The organism is Microbacterium memoriense (assembly GCF_025398275.1).
Classification (GTDB): domain Bacteria; phylum Actinomycetota; class Actinomycetes; order Actinomycetales; family Microbacteriaceae; genus Microbacterium; species Microbacterium memoriense.
The window spans coordinates 1-25,042 of record NZ_JAODOR010000001.1 but is presented as its reverse complement, the minus strand read 5'-3'; the positions used below and the strand labels follow the sequence as shown (position 1 = coordinate 25,042).

At 67.0% G+C, this 25,042-nt stretch carries 22 protein-coding genes; 9 read left to right on the top strand and 13 right to left on the bottom strand.

Translation table 11 applies throughout. The features are described 5' to 3' along the window. Positions 1-52: 52 nt before the first annotated feature. The 6 genes from N4R40_RS00110 to dut form a co-directional block, all read right to left on the bottom strand. Positions 53-616, bottom strand: coding sequence for a hypothetical protein (locus tag N4R40_RS00110; protein ID WP_261605335.1), 564 nt, complete (start codon positions 614-616; stop codon positions 53-55). Between the two features lie 271 nt (positions 617-887). Next, the gene (locus tag N4R40_RS00105; protein ID WP_261605334.1) at positions 888-1,391 is read right to left on the bottom strand and encodes a hypothetical protein; all 504 of its coding nucleotides are present in this window, start codon (positions 1,389-1,391) and stop codon (positions 888-890) included. Positions 1,392-1,481: 90 nt separating this feature from the next. Then, entirely contained in the window at positions 1,482-4,319 is a 2,838-nt protein-coding gene (locus N4R40_RS00100; protein ID WP_261605333.1) for an aconitate hydratase, read from the bottom strand. Positions 4,320-4,458: 139 nt separating this feature from the next. Further along, complete coding sequence (locus N4R40_RS00095) at positions 4,459-5,184, bottom strand: DUF3159 domain-containing protein (RefSeq protein ID WP_261605332.1); 726 nt, start codon at positions 5,182-5,184, stop codon at positions 4,459-4,461. Beyond that, positions 5,181-5,765, bottom strand: a complete 585-nt coding sequence (locus N4R40_RS00090) for a DUF3710 domain-containing protein (RefSeq protein ID WP_261605331.1) — start codon at positions 5,763-5,765, stop codon at positions 5,181-5,183. The genes N4R40_RS00095 and N4R40_RS00090 overlap by 4 nt, the downstream gene beginning before the upstream one ends. After that, the gene (gene dut, locus N4R40_RS00085) at positions 5,762-6,211 is read right to left on the bottom strand and encodes a dUTP diphosphatase (RefSeq protein WP_261605330.1); all 450 of its coding nucleotides are present in this window, start codon (positions 6,209-6,211) and stop codon (positions 5,762-5,764) included. Before dut ends, N4R40_RS00090 begins: the two co-directional genes overlap by 4 nt. Positions 6,212-6,223: 12 nt before the next feature. On the opposite strand from dut, the gene N4R40_RS00080 reads away from it, so the two are divergent. Next, complete coding sequence (locus tag N4R40_RS00080; protein WP_261605329.1) at positions 6,224-6,709, top strand: DUF3093 domain-containing protein; 486 nt, start codon at positions 6,224-6,226, stop codon at positions 6,707-6,709. A gap of 18 nt (positions 6,710-6,727) precedes the next feature. Here the strand turns inward: N4R40_RS00080 and N4R40_RS00075 are convergent, their stop codons facing one another. After that, positions 6,728-7,021, bottom strand: a complete 294-nt coding sequence (locus N4R40_RS00075) for a DUF4193 domain-containing protein (RefSeq protein ID WP_261605328.1) — start codon at positions 7,019-7,021, stop codon at positions 6,728-6,730. 252 nt (positions 7,022-7,273) lie between these two features. Between N4R40_RS00075 and sepH the strand changes: the two genes are divergently transcribed. Then, positions 7,274-8,299 carry a septation protein SepH gene (gene sepH / locus N4R40_RS00070; protein WP_261605327.1) on the top strand — a complete coding sequence of 342 codons (1,026 nt, stop codon included), beginning with the start codon at positions 7,274-7,276 and terminating at the stop codon, positions 8,297-8,299. 29 nt (positions 8,300-8,328) lie between these two features. On the opposite strand, the gene N4R40_RS00065 is transcribed toward sepH, so the two are convergent. Beyond that, on the bottom strand, positions 8,329-9,462 hold the full coding sequence (locus N4R40_RS00065; RefSeq protein ID WP_261605326.1) for an alkaline phosphatase family protein: 1,134 nt from the start codon (positions 9,460-9,462) through the stop codon (positions 8,329-8,331). Positions 9,463-9,524: 62 nt separating this feature from the next. Here N4R40_RS00065 and N4R40_RS00060 point away from each other — a divergent pair, with 62 nt between their 5' ends. Beyond that, complete coding sequence (locus N4R40_RS00060; protein WP_261605325.1) at positions 9,525-11,981, top strand: DNA gyrase/topoisomerase IV subunit A; 2,457 nt, start codon at positions 9,525-9,527, stop codon at positions 11,979-11,981. 15 nt (positions 11,982-11,996) lie between these two features. On the opposite strand, the gene N4R40_RS00055 is transcribed toward N4R40_RS00060, so the two are convergent. Continuing rightward, positions 11,997-12,659, bottom strand: coding sequence for a response regulator (locus N4R40_RS00055; RefSeq protein WP_261605324.1), 663 nt, complete (start codon positions 12,657-12,659; stop codon positions 11,997-11,999). Between the two features lie 297 nt (positions 12,660-12,956). Between N4R40_RS00055 and N4R40_RS00050 the strand changes: the two genes are divergently transcribed. Further along, on the top strand, positions 12,957-14,045 hold the full coding sequence (locus N4R40_RS00050; protein WP_261605323.1) for a sensor histidine kinase: 1,089 nt from the start codon (positions 12,957-12,959) through the stop codon (positions 14,043-14,045). A 288-nt stretch (positions 14,046-14,333) separates the two neighbouring features. Here the strand turns inward: N4R40_RS00050 and N4R40_RS00045 are convergent, their stop codons facing one another. After that, on the bottom strand, positions 14,334-16,421 hold the full coding sequence (locus N4R40_RS00045; RefSeq protein WP_407665795.1) for a DNA gyrase/topoisomerase IV subunit B: 2,088 nt from the start codon (positions 16,419-16,421) through the stop codon (positions 14,334-14,336). Positions 16,422-16,623: 202 nt separating this feature from the next. On the opposite strand from N4R40_RS00045, the gene N4R40_RS00040 reads away from it, so the two are divergent. Beyond that, the gene (locus tag N4R40_RS00040) at positions 16,624-16,845 is read left to right on the top strand and encodes a DUF7455 domain-containing protein (RefSeq protein ID WP_261605322.1); all 222 of its coding nucleotides are present in this window, start codon (positions 16,624-16,626) and stop codon (positions 16,843-16,845) included. 55 nt (positions 16,846-16,900) lie between these two features. After that, positions 16,901-17,926 (top strand): sugar-transfer associated ATP-grasp domain-containing protein, encoded by a 1,026-nt coding sequence (locus tag N4R40_RS00035; RefSeq protein ID WP_261605321.1) that lies wholly within the window; start codon positions 16,901-16,903, stop codon positions 17,924-17,926. Between the two features lie 146 nt (positions 17,927-18,072). On the opposite strand, the gene N4R40_RS00030 is transcribed toward N4R40_RS00035, so the two are convergent. The 3 genes from N4R40_RS00030 to N4R40_RS00020 all read right to left on the bottom strand — a co-directional run bounded on the left by N4R40_RS00030 (position 18,073) and on the right by N4R40_RS00020 (position 21,297). Next, positions 18,073-18,774, bottom strand: coding sequence for a coenzyme F420-0:L-glutamate ligase (locus N4R40_RS00030; protein ID WP_261605320.1), 702 nt, complete (start codon positions 18,772-18,774; stop codon positions 18,073-18,075). After that, positions 18,771-20,162 carry an RNA polymerase sigma factor gene (locus tag N4R40_RS00025; protein WP_261605319.1) on the bottom strand — a complete coding sequence of 464 codons (1,392 nt, stop codon included), beginning with the start codon at positions 20,160-20,162 and terminating at the stop codon, positions 18,771-18,773. The genes N4R40_RS00030 and N4R40_RS00025 overlap by 4 nt, the downstream gene beginning before the upstream one ends. A gap of 211 nt (positions 20,163-20,373) precedes the next feature. After that, positions 20,374-21,297, bottom strand: coding sequence for a proteasome assembly chaperone family protein (locus N4R40_RS00020; RefSeq protein ID WP_261605318.1), 924 nt, complete (start codon positions 21,295-21,297; stop codon positions 20,374-20,376). Between the two features lie 116 nt (positions 21,298-21,413). Between N4R40_RS00020 and N4R40_RS00015 the strand changes: the two genes are divergently transcribed. From N4R40_RS00015 to N4R40_RS00005, 3 genes are all read left to right on the top strand, one after another. After that, positions 21,414-22,916, top strand: coding sequence for a leucyl aminopeptidase (locus N4R40_RS00015; RefSeq protein ID WP_261605317.1), 1,503 nt, complete (start codon positions 21,414-21,416; stop codon positions 22,914-22,916). Then, positions 22,913-24,283 (top strand): dihydrolipoyl dehydrogenase, encoded by a 1,371-nt coding sequence (gene lpdA / locus N4R40_RS00010; protein ID WP_261605316.1) that lies wholly within the window; start codon positions 22,913-22,915, stop codon positions 24,281-24,283. Before N4R40_RS00015 ends, lpdA begins: the two co-directional genes overlap by 4 nt. Positions 24,284-24,347: 64 nt before the next feature. Further along, the coding region (locus N4R40_RS00005) for a biotin/lipoyl-containing protein (RefSeq protein WP_315902477.1) at positions 24,348-25,042 on the top strand (695 nt) is incomplete at its 3' end.

Below are 25,042 nucleotides of genomic sequence, written 5' to 3'. Positions count from 1 at the left end.
GCCCCGGCATCCGCGCCCCCTTGCGGGAGACGGTGCCGGGGCGTTATGCGCCTCAGACGATGCTGGTGCAGTCGGAGGACGCGGCAGTCTCGGCCGCGCGGCCGGAGACTCCCCCGCCGCTGTCGCCAAACGTGATCGCGCGGGTCTCGCTCTTGCCCCACCAGTCGAGGGCGTCCACCCAGTACTGCTCGGCGGCGGCGTCGCCAGCGGTGCGGGCGTCCACCACGGCCTGGCTCGCGCCACACATCCACCAGAAGTTCGCGTACTGGGCGGCGAGGCGGCCGCTGTAGTAGTCGTACTCGTTGAGCGCATGGAGCGGGATGGCGGCGGGGAACGGGTATGACTCGGGCACCGGGAGCGGCCAGGCGGCGATTGCCCGCGTCCACGCCTTCTCAAGCTCGGCGTGGTCGGAGTGGCCGTACGGCATCGCATCCCACACCGCTTTGTCGTCTCCCGTGACGAGCGCGGACGAAGGTTGGACGGCCCCGGCGGTGGCGACCGGCTCGGCGTCGGCGGCGCCAGCGAAGCCACCCGCGAAGGCAGGGACGGCAAGCGCGACGAGGCCCGCGAGGACGGCGACGACGGCTCCCGCGGTGACCTTCTGGGTGCGGTTCATGCCTGCGACGCTACTTGGCTGGACGGCCGGAAGGCCAGCCGACGGCCGCCCGCCAGCCACCAGGTCTCGGTGTTGTGCGCATGGAGGGTCCCCTCGTCGGTCGCGGCCCCACGGCGGGGCTCGCGCCGGCTGCGCGTCATAGCCCGACGCTACGCCCAGCGCGCACGACGAAGCGCCCCGCCGGGCAGATGCCGGACGGGGCGCTTTCGCGTCGGAACTTATACGAGTGAACGCAGCACGTACTGCAGGATGCCGCCGTTGCGGCCCGCGGTCAGTTCTTTGCCTTAAAGTCCTCGGCGAGGAGCGACAGCCGCATCCCCGGCTGCAACTCGGCGTAGTCGATGCCGTTGTGCAGGATGATCAGGTCAAAGCACAGCCGAGCCTCGATCGCCGAAGCCGCATCATCAGGAGCAACAATGTAGGCGACGGGTGTGCCTGCCCCGTCCGTCTCGACCGTGCCGTTAGCCGCCTCGCGCGGGCCGTAGTCTCGGGGCGTGCCCTCAAGGGCTGACGTCACAGGTCCGCCTTCGACCTGAGAAATGGAAAATCGTCCGGGGTTGCTGCACTTCGGCTGCGCGGGCGCGGCGGACGCTGGAACAGCCCGCTCATCTATGCGCTCGGGAGGAGTAGTTGCATCCGGTGCGCTCGAGGTCGAGGTCGAGGTCGCGTTCGGTGCTGGGAGAGCATCGGAGCTGACCGCCGCCGCGCAACCGACCAAACCCGCCGCGAGTGCGATGCCGCCGAGGGTGAACAGAAACTTGGAAGTGGTGTTCATACTTCGAACGTATCTCGCCTCGGCGACACCAAGACAACGACGAAGCGCCCCGCCTGGCAGATGCCGGACGGGGCGCTTTCGCGTCGGAACTTATACGAGCGAACGCAGCACGTACTGCAGGATGCCGCCGTTGCGGTAGTAGTCGGCTTCACCCGGCGTGTCGATGCGGACCTTCGCGTCGAAGACGACGGTCTGCTTGCCCTCGGCGGAGAACTCGCTCGGCGTCGCGGTGACCTTCACGGTCTTCGGGGTGACACCCTCGTTGAGCTGCTCGAGGCCTTCGATCGAGACGATCTCGGTGCCGTCCAGGCCCAACGACTTCCACGACTGGCCATCCGGGAACTGGAGCGGAACGACGCCCATTCCGATCAGGTTGGAACGGTGGATGCGCTCGAAGCTCTCCGTGATGACAGCCTTCACCCCGAGGAGGGACGTTCCCTTCGCCGCCCAGTCACGCGACGATCCCGAACCGTACTCCTTGCCGCCGAAGACGACGAGCGGAGTGCCGGCTGCCTGGTAGTTCTCGCAGGCGTCGTAGATGTACGACTGCGGGCCTTCGGGCTTGGTGAAGTCACGGGTGTAGCCGCCCTCGACGACCTGTCCGTCGTTGACCGCTGCGACCAGCTCGTTCTTCAGGCGGATGTTCGCGAACGTTCCGCGGATCATGATCTCGTGGTTGCCACGACGCGAGCCGTACGAGTTGAAGTCCTTCTGACGAACGCCGTGCTCTTCGAGGTACTTCGCGGCCGGCGTGCCGATCTTGATGTTTCCGGCCGGCGAGATGTGGTCGGTGGTGACCGAGTCGCCCAGGGTCGCCATGACGCGGGCGCCGGAGATGTCGCTGACCGGAGTCAGATCCATCGACATGCCCTCGAAGTACGGTGCCTTGCGCACATAGGTCGAGTCGGCATCCCATTCGAAGATGGGGCCGGTCGGCGTCGGCAGGCTCGTCCAGCGCTCGTCACCGTCGAAGACCGTGGCGTACTGCTTGATGAACTGCTCACGGGAGATCGACGAGTCGATGACCTCCTGCACCTCATCGGGCGTCGGCCAGATGTCCTTGAGGAACACATCGTTGCCGTCGTGGTCCTTGCCCAGCGCGTCGGTCTCGAAGTCGAAGTGCATCGACCCGGCGAGGGCGTAGGCGACGACGAGCGGGGGCGACGCCAGGTAGTTCATCTTCACGTCGGGGCTGATGCGACCCTCGAAGTTGCGGTTTCCGGAGAGCACCGCGGTCACGGCGAGGTCGTTCTCGTTGATCGCCGCCGAGACCTCTTCGATCAGGGGGCCGGAGTTGCCGATGCAAATCGTGCAGCCATAGCCGACGGTGAAGAAGCCGAGGTCCTCGAGAGACTTGTCCAGGCCGGACTTCTCGTAGTAGTCGGTGACGACCTTCGACCCCGGGCCGAGCGTGGTCTTGACCCACGGCTTCTGCTTGAGCCCCTTGTCGACGGCCTTCTTCGCGAGCAGGCCCGCAGCCAGCATGACCGATGGGTTCGACGTGTTCGTGCATGACGTGATCGCCGCGAGCGTGACCGCGCCGTTGTCGAGGATGTAGGTGGTGCCGTCGGGAGTCGTCACATTCACCGGATTGGATGCCGAGGCCGGCGACCCGCTGGAGATGTGGACCTCACGCGTCTCGGGCTCTTCTTCGCCCGGCGCCGAGCCGGGGTCGGAAGCCGGGAACGAGTGCTTCGACTCGAGGTCGACGATGTCGTTCGACACCGTCGCGCTCGCGTAGTTGAGGATGTCCTTCTCGAACTGCGACTTCGATTCCGACAGCAGGATGCGGTCCTGCGGGCGCTTGGGGCCCGCGATGGAGGGGACGACCGTGGAGAGGTCGAGCTCCATGTACTCGCTGAACGTCGGCTCGAGCGACGGGTCGTGCCAGAGCTTCTGCTCCTTGGCATAGGCCTCGACGAGCGCGATCGCCTGCTCGTCGCGGCCAGTCAGACGCAGGTAGTCGATCGTCACGTCGTCGATCGGGAACATCGCCGCCGTCGAGCCGAATTCGGGGCTCATGTTGCCGATCGTGGCACGGTTTGCCAGCGGGACGGAGCTGACTCCGGCGCCGTAGAACTCGACGAACTTCCCCACCACGCCGTGCTTGCGGAGCAGGTCGGTGATCGTGAGGACGACGTCGGTCGCCGTGACACCCGCGGGAATCTCGCCGGTCAGCTTGAAGCCGACGACGCGGGGAATCAACATCGAAACGGGCTGACCGAGCATCGCAGCTTCGGCCTCGATCCCGCCGACGCCCCAGCCGAGCACGCCGAGGCCGTTGACCATGGTGGTGTGGGAGTCGGTGCCGACGCACGTGTCGGGGTAGGCGCGCAGCACGCCGTCGCGGCCGGTGCGGTCGTAGATAACCTTCGCCAGGTGCTCGATGTTGACCTGGTGGACGATGCCGGTTCCGGGCGGGACGACCTTGAAGTCGTCGAATGCCGTCTGACCCCAGCGGAGGAACTGGTAGCGCTCGCCGTTGCGCTCGTACTCGATCTCGACGTTGCGCTCGAGCGCGTTCTCGGAGCCGAACAGGTCGGCGATGACGGAGTGGTCGATCACCATCTCGGCGGGCGAGAGGGGGTTGATCTTGTTCGGGTCACCGCCGAGGGCGGTCACGGCCTCGCGCATCGTGGCGAGGTCGACGATGCAGGGAACGCCGGTGAAGTCCTGCATCACGACGCGCGCGGGCGTGAACTGGATCTCGGTGTCGGGCTCTGCGTCGGCATCCCAGCTACCGAGCGCCTCGATCTGCGCCTTCGTGACGTTGGCGCCGTCTTCTGTGCGCAGGAGGTTCTCGAGCAGAACCTTGAGGCTGAACGGAAGCTTCTCGTAGCCGGCGACCGTGTCGACTCGATAGATCTCGTAGTCGGTTCCCCCGACGGTGAGGGTGCTCTTGGCTCCGAAGCTGTCAACAGTGGACACGTCTGTTCTCCTTCGTCCGCGGATGCAGAAGCGCGTGGCCCTGCTCTCCCATCTTCCCCGCCCTCGTCGGGATGGGCTAGTGAGGCGTGCCTAACCGCGATGAACGAGGAAGATTTATCTTGATATCAAGATAAATCTATCACTCTGCCGCCGGCTTGTAGAGCGCGCGCGAGGTGAGCCACGTCACCGCGAGCAGCGGCGCGAACAGCGGCAGTCCCATCACGAGCTTGAGCGTGCCGAGTGTGGCGACATCCCCCGCGAAGTAGAGCGGCAACTGCACCGCCAGGCGGACGAAGAACAGCGCTGACCACGCGGTCGCCAGCCAGAAGAACACGCGGCGCTTACGTGGATCCGCCCGCCATGCGGTGCCCTCATTCATCAGGAAGCCGACGGCGAGCCCGATCAGCGACCAGCCGATGAGTGCCGAGACGAGGAGACCCGTCCCGTAGACGGCGTTGGTGATGAGTCCCGGAACGAAGTTGTCCTCGCCACGTCCCGTGAATAGGGCGAGGGCTGCCGCGAGGCCGGTCGCGATGAGGCCGCCGAGCGCCGCGCTCACCGGAGAGCGTTGCACCAGGCGGACGACAGTGAAGACGGCGGCGATGCCGACGGAGACCGCGAGGGCGAGGGGAAGCTCCGACGTTGTCGTGTAGAGCAGCAGGAAGGCGAGGCTCGGCAGGACGGACTCGGCGACGCCACGCCAACCCCCCATCGCGTGCCACACGACGTGCCCGGTCGATGCTTCCTTCGCCGGGTCGAGGCCGGCCTTGAGCGCAGCCGATCCCAACGCTTGGCCGATCAGCTCGGATGCCGTCGGCTGGGTGGCGTCGTTCGGTTCGGGCGGAGTGAGGCCGGGAGAGGTCATGCCGTTCCGGGTGCCGCAGGCATCTTCAACGGGATGAGGTCGCGCGGAGGCATAGGCGACCCGCCTCGCACGACGACGATCGAGCGGAAGAGGTCCTCGACGGCGGCCGCGGCATCCACATCACTCGTCGCGGCACCGCCGACGACTCCGCGCAGGAACCAGCGGGGTCCGTCGACGCCGATGAAACGTGCGAGACGCTTCCCCGCTGCGCCGTCGACGCCGGCCACCGGCACCTCCGCGAGAAGCTCGGGACCCAACGGCCCTTCGCGCTCTTCGACACGACCGCCCTGCTGGCGGATCTGCTCGCGGATCTGCTGTCGCGTCTCCTGCCACAGCCCGGTCGTGCGCGGAGCCGCGAACGGCTGCACCTGGAGGGTCGAATCGGCGAAGTCCAAGCCGACCGCGACGATGCGCTTGGTCTGTTCTTCGACCTCGAGTCGAAGATTCAGACCTTCCCGCGGCAGAACCTTGATCCCGCCCAAGTCGATGTAGGGCCGAACGGGGTTGGCTTCGGACTCGTCGAACGGTCCGGTCGTGGCGCGGTCTTCCCGCGCAGCGATGTTCTGCAGCTCGTCGCTCATGACGTCGCTCCTGTCTGATAGCCCGTGGATCCGAACCCGGCGTCGCCGCGCGTACTGTCGGGCAGCTCGTCCACCGGGACGAAGCGGGTGCGCGGAACGGGCATGATGATCACCTGCGCGATTCGGTCACCCACCGCGACATCGTAGGCCTCGGAGCTGTCGGTATTCAGCAGGGAGACCTTGATTTCGCCTCGATAGCCGGAATCGACCGTCCCCGGCGCGTTGACGATCGTGATGCCGTGCTTGGCGGCCAGGCCGCTGCGCGGAACGACGAAGGCGACATAGCCGTCGGGAAGCGCCAGCCGCACGCCCGTACCGACGAGAGCGCGCTGCCCGGGCTCGAGACGCACAGCCTCCGCAGCCACAAGATCGGCGCCCGCATCACCGGGGTGGGCGTAAGCGGGGATGTGCGAAGCGATAATGGGTACGTCCACGGAATCGATCACTCCACGAGGGTAATGCACAACTCGACTGCCACCGCCGCCCGTTCGCGCGCCCTGTCCGGCGATTACCGCGAGCGACTCAGCCCATCTCTGTGGGCACTGCTCAGCGCCGCCGTCGCCGCTCCGATGGTCGGCCTCGTATTCGTGCCACTCGATGCCACCGTGGCGCTTCTGGCGGGCCTCGGCGTGGCCACGGTGTTGATCGTCACGCTCGTCGCGTCGTCCCCCGTGGTCGCGGTCCGGGACGGTGAACTCCGGGTCGGACGCGCGCACATCCCCGTGGCACTCCTCGGTGATCTGGTTGCGCTGACCGGCGAGGAGGCCAAAGAGGCGCGCGGGCCGGGACTCCACCGCGATGCCTGGCATCTTCTGCGGCCCGGTGTCGACGGGATCGTTCGGGCGGAGATCCGCGATGACCGTGATCCGGCGTCCGAATGGGTGTTCTCCACTCGCACACCGGACCGGGTCGTCGCGGCGATCCGACGCGCTCAGCGCGCCTGACGCGCGTTCAGCGGCGTGTCAGGCCGCGCACTCGAGACAGACGGCGCCGTGAGCCGAATCGTGGTCGATCTGGGTGCGGTGCTTCACGAGGAAGCATTCGCTGCAGGTGAACTCGTCTTCCTGGGGCGGGAGCACGACGACATCCAGCTCCAGATCGGACAGGTCTGCACCGGGTAGCTCGAAGCCCGAGGGGTTGTCGGCGTCTTCATCGCCGACTGTGCCGGAGAGCTTGTCCGGCACGCGCTCCTTGAGGGCCTCGATCGACTCGCTGTCGTCGTCGGTCTTGCGGGGGGCGTCGTAATCGGTAGCCATGCTCGAAACGTCTCAACTTCCAGAAGGTGCCTGTTGCCGGTCCACTGGGTCCAGAGTCGATGAGAGTTCTCGACCCAGTCGGGCGGCGATAGTTTGCACGACCTCCCAGCTTTTCGCAAATGCCAGGAGGCGACCGCCGTCATCCGGCGGGTGCGAAAGCAGGAACTCGCGGCGCGCCCACGATATTCCCGGATGCGGCTGAGCCCTGTGACACCATGGGCCCACACGCACGGAACTGGAGGTGTGTTTCGCATGGAGCAGCTCAAACTCATCGGGACCGAAGAGGGCGTTCTCGTTCTCGCGACCGAGTCGGGTGAACGGTTCGCGTTGCCCGCGGACGAGACGTTGCGCGCGCACTTGCGCCGCCTGCAGCGCGATGCAGAGCCGCGCGCCGTCCGCGCGAATCCCCGCGAGATCCAAGCCCACATCCGCTCCGGCCTGTCGGCCGAAGAGGTTGCCGAGCTTCTCGGTGCGCGCCTGGATGACGTCCAGCGGTACGAACGTCCCGTCTTGGCGGAGCGTGAGCACATCGTCGGCCAGGCCCTGGCTGTTCCCGTGCTGATCGGTGGCGAACTCGACCCCGACGCGCAGCCCACGTTCGGCACCGCCGTGCGCGCGAAGCTCGCTGAGGCAGGCGCCGTCGGTGAGCGGTGGACCAGCTGGCGCGAAGAGACCGGTTGGATCGTCAAGCTGGAGTTCACGTCGAACGAGGTCGGCCATGATGCCCGCTGGAGTTTCGATCCGCGTCGCAGCGCGCTTGCTCCCCTGAACGCCGATGCGACCCAACTGTCCCGACAGGGCTCTCTCCCCGAAGGATTGATTCCGCGTCTGCGCGCTCTCGACTCGTCGCCGTTGAAGGATGCATCGCGCTTCGACAGCGGAGCATTCGGCCCGAGGCGCGTCGAGCCCGACGCCGACATCGCCTCGCCCGAGGTGCGCGTGCCCGTCACCGCGGCCGTTCAAGAAGCCGCCATCAAGCGAGCGCCCGACGGCGCCGTGACCTCCGCCGAGACCGCCGACCTCCTCGAGGCGCTGCGCCGACGTCGCGGTCAGCGCGAGTCGATGCCCGGGGACGAGCCGGACGCACGTCCGACGCAGAGCCCGGTCGCCTTGTTCGACGCATTGGAGCCCGGGTACGACGACGCGCGACGTGAGAACGATGACGTGTCCGACATCGACGACACGGTCATCAGCGACAACTCCCGCCGCAAGGGTCGCACGTCGATGCCCTCTTGGGATGAGATCGTCTTCGGTGCGCGCACCGAAGACGGTTCCTGAACCCCACGCCGGGCGATTCCTGAGCGGTCTCAGCGCGCGAAGGCACCCAAGCGGATCAACGGCACGATGCGCTCCTGATCGGTGAGCGAGCCGTGTTGCCCGATCATCCGTTGCGGCCTCTTGTCCGCCACACGGTCGTCGTAGTACGCGACCCCGGACCGTGCCGCGACGAGGACGTCGCCGATTCGAGGTGCGACGTCTAGCGCCACATCCGGGCCGAACAACCCCGCGCTGATGGCCTCATCGCGTGACATGACCCACGCGCGTTCTCCCTCGGCCACGCGCCACCGCTCCAGGACGCCGTCGGCGCCTCCCTCGGCGGCGTACAGATGCAGCATGCGCGGTTCCCCCGCGATCACGGCGACATCGGTGAGCAACGGATCGTCAGCGCCGAGAAGCACCTGACGGTGGGCCGGGACATCGATCATGCCGTGGTCGGCCGTGAGAACAGCCCCCACTCCGTTCTGCAGCGCCTCGTCGAACCTCTGGACGTCCCCATCCAACGTCTCCAACTTCGACAGCCAGCGGTCACTCTCCCACCCGTAGGTGTGGCCGGTGGCATCCATCTCGGACAGATAGACGTAGATCAGCGCACCCGGGTGTCGCGCGGCGATGCGCGCGGCTTCCGAAAGGCGCTCTGCCGGCGCCGTGACGCCGACGAAGGTGGCACCCCGCTGAATCGCCCGGGTGAAGCCGGTCGCGGCGTACGAGGGCTTCGACACGACGAAGCAGGGGCGACCGGCGGCCGCTTCGCGTGCCAACAGCGGCTCGCTGCGTTGCCAGCTCTCGGGGTCGAGCCCATCGGTCTCCCACCCCTGCAGCTGGTTGACGGCGCGCCCGGCGCCCGGCACCCGCACGCTGTAGCCGACGATCCCATGGATACCGGGGCTCTCACCGGTGAGGAGGCTGGTGAGCGCCGACGCCGTGGTCGACGGGAAAACAGTGCGGGCGGCATCCTTCTTCGCCATCCGCGTGGTGAGGAACCGGGCGTGCCCGGCTCGCGCGGACAGGTTGGCCCGACCGAGACCGTCGACCATCACCACGATCGCCGACCGCGCCTCGGGAAACCAGCCCGGCGTACCGGTCATCGAGCCCAGCAACTGCGGCAGGACACCGGTGAGGCTCCGGGCTGACAGCGGGTCCGCGGGTAGGCTGAGTGACATCGGGGCCAGTCTCGCATATGGCGGACGGCCCCCTTCCCGTCACCGGAGGAACCCGAAGATCCATGGCAGCTTCGCGCACCGAATCGATCCCTGCAGACCACGGCCGCATCGAAGATGTCGACGTCTCGGCCGAGATGGAGGAGTCGTTCCTCGAGTACGCGTATTCGGTCATCTACTCGCGCGCACTCCCCGACGCGCGCGATGGTCTCAAACCGGTCCAGCGTCGGATCCTGTACCAGATGGCCGATATGGGACTCCGACCCGATCGGGGGCACGTCAAGAGCGCCCGCGTCGTCGGTGAGGTGATGGGAAAGCTCCATCCGCACGGCGACACCGCCATCTACGACACCCTCGTGCGCCTCGCCCAGGACTTCGCTCTGCGCGTCCCGCTCGTCGACGGCCACGGCAACTTCGGCTCTCTCGACGACGGACCTGCGGCGGCGCGCTACACCGAGGCGCGACTCGCGCCGGCGGCGATGGCGTTGACCGAGAATCTCGACGAGGACGTCGTCAACTTCGTCCCGAACTACGACGGTCAGTTCCAGCAGCCGGACGTCCTCCCGGCCGCGTTCCCCAATCTCCTCGTCAATGGCGCGACCGGCATCGCGGTGGGTATGGCCACGAACATGGCGCCGCACAACCTCATCGAGGTCGTCGCGGCGGCCATCCACCTGCTCGAACACCCGGACGCGACGTTGCCCGAGCTCATGGAGTTCGTCCCGGGGCCGGACCTTCCGGGCGGCGGAGTCATCGTCGGGCTCGACGGGATCAAGGACGCCTACGCGTCCGGTCGCGGCACGTTCCGGACGCGCGGGAAGGTCTCGATCGAGTCGCTGGGACCCCGCCGAACCGGCCTCGTGGTCACCGAGCTGCCGTACATGGTCGGGCCGGAGCGAGTGATCGAGAAGATCAAGGATGCCGTCAACGCGAAGAAGCTGACCGGCATCGCCGACGTCGTCGATCTCACGGACCGCAACCACGGCCTTCGACTCGTGATCGGCATCAAGACCGGTTTCGATCCGAACGCCGTGCTCGAGCAGCTGTACCGCTTGACGCCGCTCGAGGACTCCTTCGGCATCAACAACGTCGCCCTCGTCGACGGTCAACCCCAGACGCTCGGCCTCAAAGAGATGCTCCGGGTCTATCTCGATCATCGCCTGCAGGTCGTGACGCGCCGCAGTCGGTATCGGCTGGCGCGGCGCCAAGAGCGGCTCCACCTCGTGGAGGGTCTGCTGATCGCGATCCTCGACATCGATGAGGTCATTCAGGTCATCCGCGGCTCGGATGACGGGGAGCAAGCGCGGACGCGGCTGATCGATGTCTTCGAATTGACCCAGCTCCAAGCCGAGTACATTCTCGAACTCCGCCTGCGGCGCCTCACGAAGTTCTCGCGCATCGAGCTCGAAAGTGAGCGGGCCACCCTCCTCGCCGAAATCGCGCAGTTGGAGGAGCTCCTCGGCAGCGATGCGCTGCTGCGGTCGCAGGTGGCGCGCGAACTGGATGCCGCGGCCGAGGCGTACGGGACGCCGCGCCGCACGCTGCTCCTCAACGGCGGCCCCGTCGCGCCGCGCTCCCGCTCGGCGGCACCCGCGGATCTCCAGATCGCCGACGCGCCCTGCCGTGTCTTCCTGTCCGCCACGGGGCGGATGGTGCGCGCCGAGCTGGCGGTCGACATCCTGGGCGGGGGCCTCGTGCCGCCGACACGGCGGTCCAAGCACGATGCGATCCTCGCCGCGGTCGATTCGACCACGAGGGGATCCCTCGGCGCGGTGACGAGCGCGGGGCGTCTTGTGCGCTTCTCCCCCGTCGATCTCCCCTCCGTGCCCGCGAACTCCGTCCAGGTGGCAGCCGGAACGAAAGCCGATCAGTACCTGGGGCTGAGTGGCCCCGAGCACGTCGTGACGATCGTGGCGCTCGACGCGACGGAGCCGGTGGCCCTGGGAACCCTCCAGGGCGTCGTCAAGCGAGTTTCGACCACGGAGCTGGCCCCGGGTAAGCCGGAGGTCGAGATCATCGCTCTCAAGCCCGGAGACCGTGTCGTCGGCGCGGCACCGGCCGGAGACGATGCCGAGTTGGTCTTCGTGTCCAGCGACGCGCAACTCCTGCGTTTCAGTGCCGATGCGGTCAGGCCCCAGGGCAAGTCCGCCGGCGGAATGGCCGGTATCCGCCTCACACCCGGTGAGCGCGTCGTCTCGTTCCGTGTCGTCACCGATCCCACGGATGCCGTCGTCGTGACGGTGGCGGGCGCCACCGGCGCTCTGGCGGGCACAGACGCCGGCAGCGGGAAGGTGTCGACGTTCGATGAGTTCCCCGCGAAGGGGCGCGCGACCGGCGGCGTACGAGCCCACCGCTTCCTGAAGGGCGAAGACACCCTGACGCTCGCGTGGGTCGGGAGCGAGCCCCGCGCGGTGGGCGCCGACGGAGCCGTGCGCCAGCTTCCGGATGCCGGCGCGAAGCGCGACGCATCCGGAACGCCGTTCGACGCCGTGATCGGCGCGATCGGTACCGCGATCTCCTGAGGGCGCGCGCTTCGCTCAGGTGAGCATGACCAGCCGCAGCTGCGCCGCGCGGATGAGAACCTGGATGCGGTCGCGCACTCCCCATTTGGTCGTGATGCGGCCGAGGTGTGACTTCACCGTCGCTTCGGACACGAACAGTTCCTGAGCGATCTCGGCATTCGACATGCCCTTGGCGAGGAGTGCGACGACCTCGAGCTCACGGTCGGTGAGGGCTTCGTCCCGGCCGAGCTGACGAGGCGCGGGCGGTTCGTTCGCCTGGATCGAGTTCACCAGGTTTTCCGCGACGCGCGGTGACAGCACGTACCCGCCGTCGAACGCCAAGCGGGCGGCATCCAGAATCCGCTCCGGCGACGTGTCCTTCACGAGGAATCCCGAGGCGCCGGCGCTCAGCATCGGAACTACGACGCGTTCGGTGGAGAACGTCGTCAGCGCGACGATCTTGATCCCGGGAAACTCGCGCGTCAGACGGCGCGTCGCTTCGATACCGTCCATTATCGGCATCTGCACGTCCATCAGCACGACGTCCGGGTGCACGGCACGCACGAGGGCAACCGCATCCGCACCGTTGGCCGCTTCACCCGCGACCTCGAAGCCGTCGGCGGATTCGAGGAACACTCGCAGGGCAGCACGCACCAGGGACTCATCGTCCACGACGATCACCCGAATCACATCAGTCACGTGGCCATCATACGAACCCCTGAACCATCGCCGAGACGCGGAACTACGACGAAAGTCGTAAGCGATCTAGCTATTAGTCGGTCGCACCCGAGGACGTCTGTTTGAAGAATCGATTCGAGACGTTGCAGGAGGTGAATCTCATGGGTATCTTCTACATTTTTGGCAAGATGATCGGCATTTTCCGCTGATCCCGCAACACGGGATAATCGGAGGGTGACCGCTCACCGATCGACATTATGGACACGCGTACGCGCTCCATTTTGGACCTTTCAACCCCTCCGCGCAGGAGCGCGTCGGGTGTTGCTGGTCCTCATCGCCGTCGTTCTGATCGTCGACTCGCTCGTGCGGGCGACGAGTACATTGCCGGCGACCCTCATCGGCGCGATCGTGGGAACCGCGCTGATCATCACGATCGCGCTCTTCGCTTGGCGTCCCCCCCTTGCCGCGGCGGCTCTCATCGGCGTCATGGTCATCGCTGCCGTGTTCGGTGTCTCCACGGAGTACCTGATCGGCATGGCTCTGGTCGTCGGGCTGGTCTCGGCGACGTGCAGTCCCCCTCTCACGGCGCTGTACGCCTTGACCGTCACCGCATGGGCGATCGCCGAAGCCGTTCGTCCGACACGTGTGATCGAACCGGGCGGCGTGTTCATCATCCTGATCCTGGGGCTCGTGAGCTTCTTCATCGGGTTGTCCATCCGTCAGCAGTACAGCCGGTGGCTCCAGCTGTCCCAACAGGTCGAAGAGAACGAACGCGAGCTCGCCGACCAATTGCGCCGCGAGCGTGACCTGATCGCGGACGAACTGCACGACATCGTCGCCCATGAGATCACGATCGTCGCCCTGCATGCCGCGGTACTGGAACGGACGCAGGACGCCGACACACGCCACCTTTCCCAGACAGCGATCCGGGAAGCAGCCGTCCAAGCGCTCACGGATATCCGTCGAGTTCTCGGCATGGTGCGCGGCGAAGAGAACCTGACTCCCGAACGCCTACCCTCACCGGACACCCTCGACGCGACGATCGGAGCGGTCGTCAAGGAACTCGAGATGGCCGGCATCGCGGTCAGCGTCGAGATGCCGGATGAGGTCCGACTCCCCAATGCCTCGCTGCTCGCCCTCATCCGCGTGATCCGGGAAAGCTCCACCAATGTCCTCAAGCACGCGACGGGTGCGCGGCACGTGCGCATCGCCCTCACCGTGCAGCACGGCTGGGTTCACCTGGAGTTCTCCGACGACTCCCCCGCCGCCAGCACCGCCGGTCTCCCCTCCTCGGGCTATGGGATCATGCGCCTGCGCGAGCGTTTCCGGGTCTTCGGCGGAACGTTCGACGCCGCACGACGTCGCCAGGGATGGGTCGTGAGCGCATCGCTCCCCCTTGCCGCGTGAGAATCCGCGCGGCAGAAGCTAGACGAAAGTCGTAGGCGTACTAGGCGAAGGTCGACGGCCCTCGCCGAGAGCCATCCGTAATCTGGGTTCAGCCGAAGTACCGCTCCCCCAGCGGTTTTTCACTTGCGAACGGCACCTGTGAGCCCGGTCATTCGGGGATGAAGAGTCGCTATGCGCCTTCGTCGGCCGGAAACTGGTGCCCAGACGCACGGCACTGCCCGGGATCGACCCCCCAGATCGATCCCGGGCCCTCCGTGTGCCCGGAGTCGACGGGCATTCTCACGCCGATCAGGCGTCGATCGCTTCGCGCGACAGCCGATCACTCGATCCGATGATGAAGTCGCGACGGGGCGCGACATCGCTCCCCATCAGCAGCTCGAAGACTCGCGACGCCGCTTCGGCGTCTTGCACGCGCACGCGGCGGAGGGTGCGGCCGGCGCGATCCATCGTCGTCGTGGCGAGTTGATCGGCATCCATCTCGCCGAGCCCCTTGTACCGCTGCACCGGTTCCTGCCAGCGCTTTCCGGACTTCTGGAGGCCTGCCAGGAGAGTGTGGAGTTCCTTCTCCGAGTACGTGTAGATCATGTCGTTGGGCTTCGCGCCCGGATTCGGCACGATGACACGGTGCAGTGGTGGCACGGCCGCATAGACCCGCCCGTCCTCGATGAGCGGACGCATGTATCGGAAGAAAAGTGTGAGCAGCAGGGTGCGGATGTGTGCCCCGTCGACGTCGGCGTCGCTCATCAGGATCACCTTGCCGTAACGCGCCGCGTCGAGGTCGAAGGACCGCCCAGACCCGGCGCCGATCACCTGGATGATCGCGGCGCACTCGGCGTTGGACAGCATGTCGCTGATCGACGCCTTCTGCACGTTGAGGATCTTTCCCCGAATCGGCAGGAGTGCCTGATACTCGCTGTTGCGCGCGTTCTTCGCTGTGCCGAGGGCCGAATCACCCTCGACGATGAACAGCTCCGACTGCGCGATGTCGTTCGTGCGACAGTCAGCGAGCTTCACCGGGAGTGAAGAGCTCTCCAGCGCGTTCTTGCGTCGTTGGGTCTCTTTGTGCGTGCGCGCGGAGATGCGCGCTTTCATCTCGGAGACGACTTTGTCCAGGAGCAACGACGTCTGGGCCTTGTCGTCGCGTTTGGTCGAGGCGAACCGCGCGGCGAGCTCGCGCGTCACGACACTCGTCACGATGTTGCGAACGGCCGGCGTACCGAGGATTTCCTTCGTCTGGCCTTCGAACTGGGGCTCGGGCAGGCGCACGGTGAGCACTGAAGTGAGCCCGGCGAGGATGTCGTCCTTCTCGATCTTCTCGCCCGTTCCGACTTTCAGCCGCCGGGCATTCTGCTGGATCTGATCGCGGACGACTTTCATCAAGCCCTGTTCGAAACCGGCCTGGTGGGTGCCGCCCTTGGGCGTCGCGATGATGTTCACGAACGACCGTCCCACCGTCTCGTACCCGGTCCCCCACCGCAGCGCGAGGTCGACCTGACACGTGCGTTCGACCTCGGTCGGCACCATCGCACCCGTGGCCTGCAGCACGGGCACCGTCTCGGTGAAAGTGCCCTCGCCGCTCAGCCGCCAGGTATCCGTGATAGGTGTGTCGGGGGCAAGGAAGTCGGCGAATTCCGAGATGCCCCCGTCGAACCGATAGCTCGTCGAGCTGGGCTCGGTCCCCGAGACAGCCTGCGGCCGTTCGTCGTCGATGACGATTTCGAGACCCGGGACCAGGAACGCGGTCTGGCGTGCGCGCTGCTCGAGCTCATCGAGATGGAAGGCGGCATCCTTCGTGAAGATCTGCCGGTCCGCCCAATAGCGGATGCGGGTGCCGGTGACGCCCTTGGCGACCTTGCCGACGACGCGCAGCTCAGACGACCGCTCGAACGGGGTGAAGGGTGAATCCGGGGACGGCCCCGCGAATTGACCCGGCTCACCGCGGTGGAACGACATCGCGTACGTCTTGCCGTTGCGGTCGACTTCCACATCGAGTCGTTCGGAGAGGGCGTTGACGACGGAGGCACCCACGCCGTGCAGACCGCCGGAGGCGGCGTACGAGCCACCGCCGAACTTGCCGCCGGCATGCAGCTTCGTGAACACGACCTCGACCCCGGTGAGGCCGGTGCGTGGCTCGACGTCCACGGGGATGCCACGGGCACGGTCGCACACCTCGACGCTCCCGTCGGGGTGCAGACGGATGTCGATGCGCGTGCCGAATCCGCCGAGGGCCTCATCGACGGAGTTGTCGATGATCTCCCACACGCAATGCATGAGCCCGCGTGAGTCGGTGGACCCGATGTACATACCCGGGCGCTTGCGGACGGCCTCGAGCCCTTCGAGCACCTGAAGGTGGTGGGCGGAATACTCGGCGGTCACAATCCTCAAGCGTATCCAGCCCCGACGACACGGGCCGCAGGACACACTCAGCACGCGAGGTCTGGCCGCATCTCGGGCCAGCCTCGTACGCGTACAGCGAAATGTGACCGGATCTCGGCATGAATCATGGATTCGCGTGGTTGTATGTGAGACATCCGCACCGACGGGGATGCATCATCCCACCGATCGAGGAGGCCCCGAAATGAGCATGACTGACACCGCTGAGACCACCGCCGTCCTCGAGTACCGTTTGACCACAGGAGACCGTTGCGATTCCTGCGGCGCTCAGGCTTATATCTCCGCCGAAGTCAACGGTAGCGAGTTGCTGTTCTGCGCCCACCACGGCCGGAAGTATGAAGAGAAGTTGCGCACGATCGCGACCAACTGGCACGACGAGACTGCTCGGCTGATCGACGCTCGCTGAGCGCTCCCTCGTAGACTGGGGGGACACAGTCTCCACCAGTCCGGGAGGACGCCCCATGCCTTCGAGCGCCCTCGCGCCCATCGACCGACTGCGCTTCCTGTGGGAGCGTGCGCGCGGCTTCGACGTGAGATCCGTGACGGATCGCGCCCGAAAGACCGCCCGCATCCACGGGAAGAAGTACCCGGTCGTGCTGGTCGACATGCTCTGGTCCGCCGGTGTGAAGCGCGTCGGATTCAACGACTACATCGAGTTCGACTTCGCGATTCTGAACAGAGCGGAGCGTGCGACCTGGGTGACGAGCCCTCTCGCGCTCGAGCTGTCGAAGACCTTCGACGACCCTGCGTTCGTCCACCACTTCCACCACAAGATCGAGTTCAATCGACTCTTCGACCGATTCCTCGGTCGCGAGTGGCTGGACTTGGAGGAGGCGGGTGCGGATGAACTCCGCGAGTTCGCGCAGCGTCATCCTGTCGTGATCGGGAAGATGCCGGTGAGCAAGTCCGGCTTCGGTGTCAGCCGCTACGACACCACGACGGTCACCGACTGGCCTGCGTTCCACGCTGAGCTGGTCGCGAAGGGCGAACTTCTCGTCGAGGAGCGCATCACGCAGCATGAGGCACTCGAGGCGATCGCTCCGGGAACCGCCAACACCACTCGCGTCACAACGTTCGTGAAAGACGACGGCACCGTGGAGATCATCAACATGGCGCAGAAGTTCGGTCGCGGCAACGTGAGCGATCAGGGCGCATTCGGCGGTTTCTACACGGCTCTCCACGAGGACGGCCGCGCGATGGGCATGGGCTACGACATCCATGGCGAGCTTTACGAGACCCACCCCGACACCGGCGCGCGCATCGCCGACTTCCGCCTGCCGATGATGGAGGAGGTCCGCGCTCTCATCACCGAGGTCGCCCTGGTCGTCCCGCAGGTCCGCTACGTCGGATGGGACATCGTCGCGACCGCCTCCGGCCCGGTCCTCGTCGAAGGGAACTGGGGCGCCGGCGTGTTCGAGAACAAGCCATCGGCCACCGGCATCCGCCGCGGCCACCTGCCCCGCTACCGCGCCGCCATGGGAATCTGACGGCGCGATCTACGGGTCCGTATTCAGTCTGGCCGGCGCGGACACCGCCGAATCATCGGGGATCGGCGCGATTGCTCTCCGGGGAGACTGAATACGGAACGCGCTGCGCGTTGTCACGCCGCGGATCGGTGTCCAAGGCGTGTGCCTCAGGCGGGACGGATGATGCCGAGCGGCGTGGACTGGTGTCCCTGCCCCAGCGGGTTGTCACCGAGGATGCGGACGAGACGCTGCTCCGCCGCCTTGTCCAGCGTCGAGCCGAGGATGTTGCCGCCGATGTCGTTGATGTCGACGACCGCAACATCCGCGATGTCGCCGAGGAGCGCCTTCAGGTGTGCGGCGACGGCATCGGGGTCAGTGGGTCCCAAGACGACGGCCTTGTTGTACGGCGGGATCGTCCCAGGGGTGGGGCCGTCGATCGCACGGGCCTTGTCGCCCGCGATGCGGTAGAAGTCACCGCGTCGGCCGAAGAGTTTCGTGATGGCGCTGACGCCGGCGGCGAAGAGGATGCGCGGGGTTCCGCACTCGCGGAGCGCCATCTCCATGGTCTCGGGCATGCCGAGTCCGATCCCATACGAGGTACGGGTCACGTACTTCGAGAGGAACCGGGCGAGCGGACGCGGTGTGATTTCGTCGAGAGTGAACGAGCGTCCCTGCGTGATGGCGACGATCTTCTCGGTCACGAACAGGAGGTCGCCGGCGCGAACGACGTCTGCGGCGTACTCCGTAATGAACGCATCGAGGTCATCGCCCGGCATGACGACGCGGGTACGGATCGGAATGCGCGCGAACGCCGTCCCTTCGACCGTGACCGTGAGCGCCTTGCCGTCGTTGGGAACGTCCGCGCTCATTCGAGGTAGTCCCGCAGCGACTGCGAACGGGACGGATGCCGGAGCTTGGCCATCGTCTTCGACTCGATCTGGCGGATGCGCTCGCGCGTGACGCCGAACGTGTCGCCGATCTGATCGAGCGTCTTGGGCTGACCGTCGCCGAGACCGAAGCGCATGCGGATCACACCGGCTTCACGCTCGGACAGGGAGTCCAGGAGCGACTCGAGCTGACGCTGCAGCATCGTGAAGCCCACCGCGTCGGCCGGGACGACCGCTTCGGTGTCTTCGATCAGGTCACCGAACTCGCTGTCGCCGTCCTCACCGAGCGGCGTGTGCAAGGAAATGGGCTCACGACCGTACTTCTGAACTTCGACGACTTTCTCGGGGGTCATGTCGAGTTCGCGGCTGAGCTCTTCGGGCGTGGGTTCGCGACCGAGGTCTTGCAGCATCTGCCGCTGGACGCGAGCAAGCTTGTTGATGACCTCGACCATGTGCACGGGGATGCGGATGGTGCGCGCCTGGTCGGCCATGGCGCGCGTGATCGCCTGGCGGATCCACCACGTCGCGTAGGTGGAGAACTTGAAGCCCTTGGTGTAGTCGAACTTCTCGACGGCACGGATGAGGCCCAGGTTCCCCTCCTGGATGAGGTCGAGGAACTGCATGCCGCGGCCGGTGTAGCGCTTGGCGAGCGAGACCACGAGACGCAGGTTGGCTCCGAGCAGGTGGCTCTTCGCGCGCTGACCGTCGCGGGCGACCCACTGCAGATCGAGCCCGAGCTGCTTGGACTTCTCCGCAGTCGACATGTGCGACAGCTTCTCTTCGGCGAACAGGCCCGCCTCGATGCGCATCGCGAGTTCGACCTCTTCCGCCGCGTTCAGCAGCGGGACTTTACCGATCTGCTTGAGGTAGTCCTTGACCGGGTCGGCCGTGGCGCCTGTGATCATGGTCGAGTAGACGGGGGCGTCGTCTTCATCGCTGGACGAGATGACGATCGCGCCGGTCGGCAGCGGCTCGCTGAAGGCCGGCTTGGTCGACTCTTCTTCGTCCTCGTCGTCTTCGTCGTCGTCTGCGGCGGCCGCCTTCTTCGGGTCGACCGTGGTCGCGGCACCCGTCGCGGTCTCGTCGAGGTCGTCCTCTGCGACCACGATCTCGCCGTCGGCCTCGTCATCGAGGTCCTGATCGGCGGCCTTGGCCTTTGCGCGACTCTTGGCCGGCGCGGCCTTGGCGGCAGTGGTCTTCGCCGGCGCCTTGGTTGCCGCAGTCTTCGCGGCGGTGGTCTTCGTGGCGGCGGCCTTGGCCGCGGCCGTCTTCGCCGGGGCCTTTGCCTTTGCGGCGACCTTCACCGGAGCCTCTGCTGCATCGGTGTCGTCGGCCGTGGGGGTGCGGGGGGTCTTCGTGCTCGAGGTCACGTCTCGCCTTTCACCGACGGGGACCGCCGGGCTTTCGGACACTAGTAAGACCCTTGTCAAGTCCTCGGGACGTTCCGCACGCGGAACATCACCACTGGTGACAACGGGTCAAGTGTCTATTGTCGCATACATCATCGCGGGGGTGACGCGGGTCGCTGAGCGCCCAACCCCCGCCCCCAGACACAACACGGGGACGACATCCGGCATTCCGTCAGCGACGCCCGCGCTTGTCGTCGTCGCTGCGCCGGTCAGCCAGGAATCGCTCGAGTTCCGCCGCCAATTCATCCGCACTCGGAAGGTCGCCGGCGTGGATGATGGGCTGACCGAGGTTCGATCCCGCCATATAGGAGTCGTAGCGTTCCTCGAGAGCGTGCAGCATCGAGGTGAGTTCGTCGCTCCCCGACACCTGGTCCTCGACCTTCGCGAGGTAGTCACGGTTCTCTTCGCGCACAGCATCGGCATCGAAGACCAGACCCGTCGCGACCGATAGACTGTCGAGCCCCGCGAGGGCCGCAGCGGGATACTCGGTCTCGGCGAGGTAATGCGGCACGAGCAGAACGAAGCCCGACACCGCGGCGCCGGCAACGGCGAAGCGGTGCTCAAGCAGGTGGCCCACGGTCGCGGGAACCTGGGTGTGCGGCTTCCACACCGAATGCGCCTGCGTCAGGTCGGTGCGCGTTCCACTGACCGTGGTGCCGAGGGGTCGGGTGTGCGGCACCGGCATCGGGATCGCATGGACCCAGGTCACGTGCGCGACTTCGAGCCCTTCGGCGAGTCCGACGACGGTTTCCGTGAAGGCATCCCACGCGAAGTCCGGCTCGAAGCCGGACAGCAGAACGAACGGTTGGCCGACCGCATCGTGGGCCAACGACAACTCGAGGCGCGGGGGACGATAGTCGACCAAGTGGTCCTCGTCGAACGTGATCGTGGGGCGCCGCGCACGGTAGTCGAGCAGGACGTCGGCGGAGAAGGACACGATCGGGGTCGGTTCCAGATCGTCCCGGAACAGCTCGATCATGCGCCCGATGGCGCCGCCGGCATCCGTGAAGCCGGTCAACGCGATCACGAGAGGAAGGCCCGAGGGCACGGGCGGTGCCGACGCGACGCGCTCGTACAGGGGTCCGGACAGTGGCATGGTTCCACTGTACGAGCACCTCCGGACCTCGGCGCCGCGGGCATCCCGCTGACAGCGAACACGTCGAACAGGGGCGATCCCGCCTCGGCAGCGCGGGCAAACCTAGGATGGGAGACATGCCGTTTCCGGAGCTGACGCTGTCCACCGCCTCCTTTCCCGACTCGTCGCTCGACGTCGACGCGATCGTGGTGGCCCTCCCCCCACTGTCTGCCCTGTCGGACGACGAGGGCTTTGTCGCGGCGTGGCCCGGCCTGATCGAGACCCTCGGCGCGCTGGGCTTCACCGGCGCCGCGGGCTCGATCCTGCGCGTCCACGTGCCGCAGTCGACGACCCTGCCGCTGTTCATCGTGGGGACCGGTGACGACGTGGATGCCGCCACACTTCGCGATGCGGTCGGAGTCGCCGTGCGCACGACGACCGGTTTCGCACACCTGGCGGTCGCCGCCCCACTGGCGCCGGCCGACCTATGGCAGGCCGCGGCGGAAGGCGCCTTGCTCGGTGGATATCACTTCGCCGGGTATAAGAGCACCCCTGGCCCGGAGCGCGCGACGCGCGTCACGGTGTACGCCACCGGCGACGTCTCGGGCGCGGAGCAATCCACCGTGCAGGCCACCGCGGCCGCCGCCGCTCTGGTGAAGGACCTCGTCCACGTCCCCGCCGAATGGCTGGGCCCCCAGGACTTCGCCGAGCGCGCCGTGGAGTCCGTCATCGACCTCCCCGTCGACGTCGAGATCTACGACGAGGAGCGTCTGGCCGCGGAAGGATTCGGCGGCATCTTGGGCGTTGGACGGGGGTCCGACCGTCCGCCGCGCATGATCCGGCTGGACTACGCGCCGGAGGGTGCCGAGCGCCACGTCGCCCTCGTCGGCAAAGGCATCACGTTCGACACCGGCGGACTGTCGTTGAAGCCGCCGACCGGCATGGTCGGCATGAAGTACGACATGGCCGGCGCCGCCACGGTGCTCGCCGTCGTGCGTGCCGCCGCTGCACTGGCCCTCCCCATCCATGTCTCCGGATGGCTGTGCGTCGCCGACAACATGCCGTCCGGGCGCGCCATCCGCCCCGGAGACGTCCTGCGGATCCTCGACGGCACGACGGTCGAAGTTCTGAACACCGACGCCGAAGGTCGCCTCGTCCTGGCCGACGGCCTCGTCGCGGCGAGCCGCGAACAGCCGGACGTCATCGTCGACATCGCGACGTTGACCGGCGCGATCACGGTGGCCCTCGGCAACCGTCACACCGGCGTGATGGGTCAGGATGCCGCCGTCGCGGCGTACCTCGCCGCGGCCACCCGCTCGGCGGAGCCCGCATGGCACATGCCCCTCCCGGCGCACATGGAGGACGAGTTGGACTCCCCCATCGCCGACCTGCAGAACGCGAAAATCGGCGACCCCTCCGGCGGGGCACTGTTCGCAGGGCTTTTCCTGCAGCGGTTCATCGGGCGCGTCTCGGATGATCCCGATGCGCCGCGCATCCCCTGGGTCCACCTGGACATCGCGGGCTCCGGCTCGGCCAAGACCGCGTTCGGGGCAACCGACAAGGGACCGACCGCAGCGACGGTGCGCAGCCTCATCGATTTCCTCACCCACATCGATGCCCTCGAGGAGGCCGGACGATGACCGAGCACACGGCAGACCTGGTCATCCTGGGCGGCGGATCCGGCGGCTACGCGGCGGCCCTCCGCGCCGCGGAGCTCGGCCGCTCCGTCATCATCATCGAGAAGGACAAGATCGGCGGGACCTGCCTGCATCGCGGATGCGTCCCCACCAAGGCGCTGCTGCACTCGGCAGAAGTCGCCGATCACGTGCGCGAGTCCACCGCCGTGGGGGTGAGGGCGACGTGGGAGGGCATCGACGTCGCGGGGGTCACCGCGTACCGCGAGAACATCGTGGCGAAGAAGTACAAGGGCCTGGAAGGACTCGTCGCCGCGCGGGGCATCACGGTCGTCACGGGCCACGGGCGACTGGTGTCCGGACCCGCCGTGACGGTCGGCGACGATGTGTACCGAGGGACCGACATCGTCCTGGCCACGGGTTCGTACAGTCGCCTCCTCCCCGGCCTCGAAGCCGGCGGACGCGTCCTTCGCAGCGAAGAGGCACTCGCACTCGACGAGGTGCCCGGACGGGTCATCATCCTCGGCGGCGGTGTCATCGGCGTCGAGTTCGCCAGCGTCTGGCGCTCCTTCGGGGCCGAGGTCACGATCGTCGAGGCCCTGGATCACCTCGTGCCGAACGAGGACGTGACGCTCAGTAAGGCGCTCGAGCGGGCCTACCGCAAGCGCGGGATCGCGACCCGGCTCGGCACCCGATTCGCCTCGGTGAGCCAGACAGACGACGACGTCACGCTCACACTGGAGGACGGCTCGACTCTGACGGCGGACTACGTGCTCGTCGCTGTCGGGCGCGGACCTGCGACGGCCGAACTCGGTTTTGAGGATGCGGGTGTGACGCTCGATCGTGGCTTCGTGACGGTCGATGAGCAGCTCCGCACGAGCGTCCCCCATGTGTGGGCGGTCGGTGACATCGTGCCCGGTCTGCAATTGGCACACCGGGGATTCCAGCAGGGTATCTACGTCGCCGAGCAGATCGCCGGTCTCGCGCCGGTCGCTGTGCCCGAACACACGATTCCCCGGGTCACGTACAGCCGGCCCGAGGTCGCATCCGTCGGACTGACCGAGGCGCAGGCCCGGGCCGAACACGGTGACCGCGTGCAGACCTACGAGTACAACCTGGCCGGAAACGCGAAGAGCGAGATCATCGGTACGGCCGGCATCGTCAAGATCGTCCGCGCGACCGAAGGCCCGGTCCTCGGCGTGCACCTCGTCGGCGAACGCGTCGGCGAACTCATCACGGAAGGCCAGTTGGCTGTCGCGTGGGAGGCACATCCGGAAGACCTCGCGCCCCTGATCCACGCGCATCCGACGCAGAGCGAAGCCCTGGGCGAGGCGTTCCTCGCTCTCGCGGGCAAGCCCTTGCACGCGCTCTGACATCCCGTGGGCGCGCTGTTCACTAAGCTAGACACGACATCGACTTTCTGAAGGAGACACAGTCATGAGCACATCCGTGGTCCTCCCCGCGCTCGGCGAGAGCGTTACCGAGGGAACGGTCACCCGCTGGCTCAAGAAGGTCGGAGACTCGATCGAGGCCGATGAGGGCCTGCTCGAGATCTCCACCGACAAGGTGGATACCGAAATCCCCTCCCCGGTGAGCGGTGTGATCGAAGAGATCTTCTTCCAGGAAGATGAGACCGTTGAGGTCGGCGCGGTCCTCGCGACGATCGGCGATGGATCCGGTTCGGGCGAAGCGCCTGCCGCGGCCGCCGCTGAGCAACCCACGCCCGCGGCAGAGGCCCCCGCCGCTGAGCCCGCACCCGCAGCTGAGGCGCCTGCCGCAGCGGCTCCCGCTGCCGAGCAGCCGGCCGCACCCGCCGCCGGTGGCGACGCGAAGGATGTCCTCCTCCCCGAACTCGGTGAGAGCGTCACCGAAGGCACGGTGACGCGCTGGCTCAAGCAGGTCGGCGACGATGTCGCGGTCGATGAGCCGCTTCTGGAGATCTCAACCGACAAGGTCGACACGGAGATTCCCTCCCCGGTTGCCGGCACGCTCCTGGAGGTGTTGGTCTCCGAAGATGAGACCGTCGCCGTCGGTGCGACGCTCGCTCGCATCGGTTCGGGCGCGCCCGCCGCCGAGGCACCCGCGCCCGCCGAGACGCCCGCCGCCGAGGCCCCCGCCGCGCCCGCTCCCGC

Coding starts and splice junctions, on each gene's coding strand:
- N4R40_RS00105 (WP_261605334.1), bottom strand. CDS start 1,391: ATGAACACCACTTCCAAGTTTCTGTTCACCCTCGGCGGCATCGCACTC.
- sepH (WP_261605327.1), top strand. CDS start 7,274: ATGGAGCAGCTCAAACTCATCGGGACCGAAGAGGGCGTTCTCGTTCTC.
- N4R40_RS00065 (WP_261605326.1), bottom strand. CDS start 9,462: ATGTCACTCAGCCTACCCGCGGACCCGCTGTCAGCCCGGAGCCTCACC.
- N4R40_RS00020 (WP_261605318.1), bottom strand. CDS start 21,297: ATGCCACTGTCCGGACCCCTGTACGAGCGCGTCGCGTCGGCACCGCCC.
- N4R40_RS00090 (WP_261605331.1), bottom strand. CDS start 5,765: ATGAGCGACGAGCTGCAGAACATCGCTGCGCGGGAAGACCGCGCCACG.
- N4R40_RS00035 (WP_261605321.1), top strand. CDS start 16,901: ATGCCTTCGAGCGCCCTCGCGCCCATCGACCGACTGCGCTTCCTGTGG.
- N4R40_RS00080 (WP_261605329.1), top strand. CDS start 6,224: ATGCACAACTCGACTGCCACCGCCGCCCGTTCGCGCGCCCTGTCCGGC.
- N4R40_RS00030 (WP_261605320.1), bottom strand. CDS start 18,774: ATGAGCGCGGACGTTCCCAACGACGGCAAGGCGCTCACGGTCACGGTC.
- lpdA (WP_261605316.1), top strand. CDS start 22,913: ATGACCGAGCACACGGCAGACCTGGTCATCCTGGGCGGCGGATCCGGC.
- N4R40_RS00075 (WP_261605328.1), bottom strand. CDS start 7,021: ATGGCTACCGATTACGACGCCCCCCGCAAGACCGACGACGACAGCGAG.
- N4R40_RS00015 (WP_261605317.1), top strand. CDS start 21,414: ATGCCGTTTCCGGAGCTGACGCTGTCCACCGCCTCCTTTCCCGACTCG.
- N4R40_RS00095 (WP_261605332.1), bottom strand. CDS start 5,184: ATGACCTCTCCCGGCCTCACTCCGCCCGAACCGAACGACGCCACCCAG.
- N4R40_RS00060 (WP_261605325.1), top strand. CDS start 9,525: ATGGCAGCTTCGCGCACCGAATCGATCCCTGCAGACCACGGCCGCATC.
- N4R40_RS00040 (WP_261605322.1), top strand. CDS start 16,624: ATGAGCATGACTGACACCGCTGAGACCACCGCCGTCCTCGAGTACCGT.
- N4R40_RS00110 (WP_261605335.1), bottom strand. CDS start 616: ATGAACCGCACCCAGAAGGTCACCGCGGGAGCCGTCGTCGCCGTCCTC.